At 67.2% G+C, this 1804-nt stretch carries 3 protein-coding genes; all 3 read right to left on the minus strand.

Translation table 11 applies throughout. The features are described 5' to 3' along the window. Positions 1 to 621, minus strand: a 621-nt coding sequence (locus JNK68_08800) for a DUF4157 domain-containing protein (GenBank protein MBL8540457.1), incomplete at its 3' end; no start/stop codon positions are given. A 21-nt stretch (positions 622 to 642) separates the two neighbouring features. Then, the gene (locus tag JNK68_08805) at positions 643 to 1500 is read right to left on the minus strand and encodes a cysteine protease (GenBank protein MBL8540458.1); all 858 of its coding nucleotides are present in this window, start codon (positions 1498 to 1500) and stop codon (positions 643 to 645) included. Further along, positions 1487 to 1774, minus strand: coding sequence for a hypothetical protein (locus tag JNK68_08810; GenBank protein ID MBL8540459.1), 288 nt, complete (start codon positions 1772 to 1774; stop codon positions 1487 to 1489). Before JNK68_08810 ends, JNK68_08805 begins: the two co-directional genes overlap by 14 nt. Positions 1775 to 1804: the final 30 nt, after the last annotated feature.

Genomic DNA, 1804 nt, shown 5'->3' on the forward strand with positions numbered 1-1804 from the left:
CGCCTTGTTGTCGCTGTCGGTGAAGTCCTCGATCCGGCCGTTTTTCTCGAGCTGGGCGATATAGGAAACGAGCTCGTCGGTGGCGAAATCGTCGCCGCGGAAGAGCCCGGCGATCTGGGCAAAGATGCTGCGCCGCTGCAATCGCGGCCTGTGGCCGATGCTCGACGGCCGCACGACTGCCGCGCCAGCGAGCGCTGCGGCACTCGCGCGATCCGCCTCGTGCTCGCAAGCCGTACTCTCTTCGCTCACCGCCTGCACGGCATCGCTTGCCACGTCGCGCTGCTGAATGACGTGGGCAAGCTCGTGCGCAAGCAGATTGCGCCCCGTGCGCGTGTCGGGCGCATAGTGATTGCGGCCAAAGACGATGTGCCGCCCCACGGTGTAGGCCGCGGCGCTTGCTTCACGCGCGCTCTGCGCCGCGGCAGTGTCGGTGTGCAGGCGCACGCCGGCGAAGTCGAAGCCGAAGCGCGGCTCGAAGAACGATCTGAGCTTCGCCGGCAGCGGTGTGCCCGCACTTTCCAGACCGCGCAGCATTGCGCTCGGCGCGTGCTCCGGCGTGGCCGCGTGCTGCACTCCCGAGCGTGCGTCCGGCTTGGCGACAGTGGCGCGTTCCGCCCCCATGATCCCCCATTCCCCCCGCGACTATTCCTTGAACAGATCGGTGTCGACGAAATCGGCCTGCACCAGCGACCAGAAGTCGTTCGCCAGCCCTTTCAGGACGTAGTCGTACGGCAGCCAGCCGTAGCCGTTGTCGCCCCAACCCGTGCCCCACGAGTTGCGGATGAGGAGCGCCCCTTTCGAGCTGCCGATCTTCTTCCCGTCGTCGTAGCCCACCGCGAGGATGGCGTGACCGCCCTGCACCTGTTCTCCCGCCTTCGGAAACGGGATCTCCCCGGTGCCCTCGCCGATCGCCGGCATCGAGCTGTAGACGGTGAAACCGAACATCGCCGGCAAACCCCCGGCGAGGTTGGTCTTGATTGCCTCCAGACGCTCCGCGGGCGTCGTCGCTGCCGGGTCGAGACGGTAGTATTTCACCGCCTCGTAGTTGTCACCCAGCGCATAGAGGAACGCGCCCGGTTCCTCGTCGTATTTCGTGATGTCGTACGGCCAGTACTCCTCGGGCGGCACACCGCACATGACCATGGCCTTCATCGCGTCGCGCAGGTAGGCGCCGGTGTCGCCGGTCCAGCCGAGCAGATTGCGCGTCACCTTGTAGAGGAAGAGGCGCGAGCCGTCGATGTGCTTGCCGAACGCGCGGCGCTGGTAGTACTCCAGCATGCCCACGCCGGCGTGCGCCGTGCACGAGCCGATGCTCTCCTGATCCTCGATGGGCGAGCACCATTCGCGCAGGTCGGCCGCGGATGGCGTCGCCTTCAGCGCGTCCTTGAGCGGCTTCGACCCCTTCAGGATCTTGCGGATGGCGTCGGTGTCGGCGCTGTAGTCGCGGATGTCGGGCAGGTCGCGCAGGTACCCCATGCCCAAGCGCTCACGAGCTTTCATGGTCTTCTCCTCCTTGGTCAGACAGCGACGCGTGCACGCGCTGCGCGATGCCGGCGCCGCTCGCGTGCACGTCTCCGCGTGCGGGCAGCGTGAATTCCCCACCATCGACCACCGCATTGCCCTCAGCGTGCGCGACCGTGTCCGCGATGCCGTCGGCAGCAAGCAGGCGTGCCAGCTCCGCCTGCAGCGCATCGCCGATGTCATGGCGCGAGCCGCCCGGAAACCCGTGCAGCACCAGCGTCTCGATATGGACGGTGACGGCGTCGCGGCTCACACCCATCCCGACACCTCCGCATCGGACAGC

This window comes from Betaproteobacteria bacterium (assembly GCA_016791345.1).
Taxonomy (GTDB): Bacteria; Pseudomonadota; Gammaproteobacteria; order Burkholderiales; family JAEUMW01; genus JAEUMW01.

What these genes read in the sequence shown, in the direction of transcription:
- JNK68_08805 (MBL8540458.1), bottom strand. Translation starts at nt 1,500, where the DNA reads ATGAAAGCTCGTGAGCGCTTGGGCATGGGGTACCTGCGCGACCTGCCC.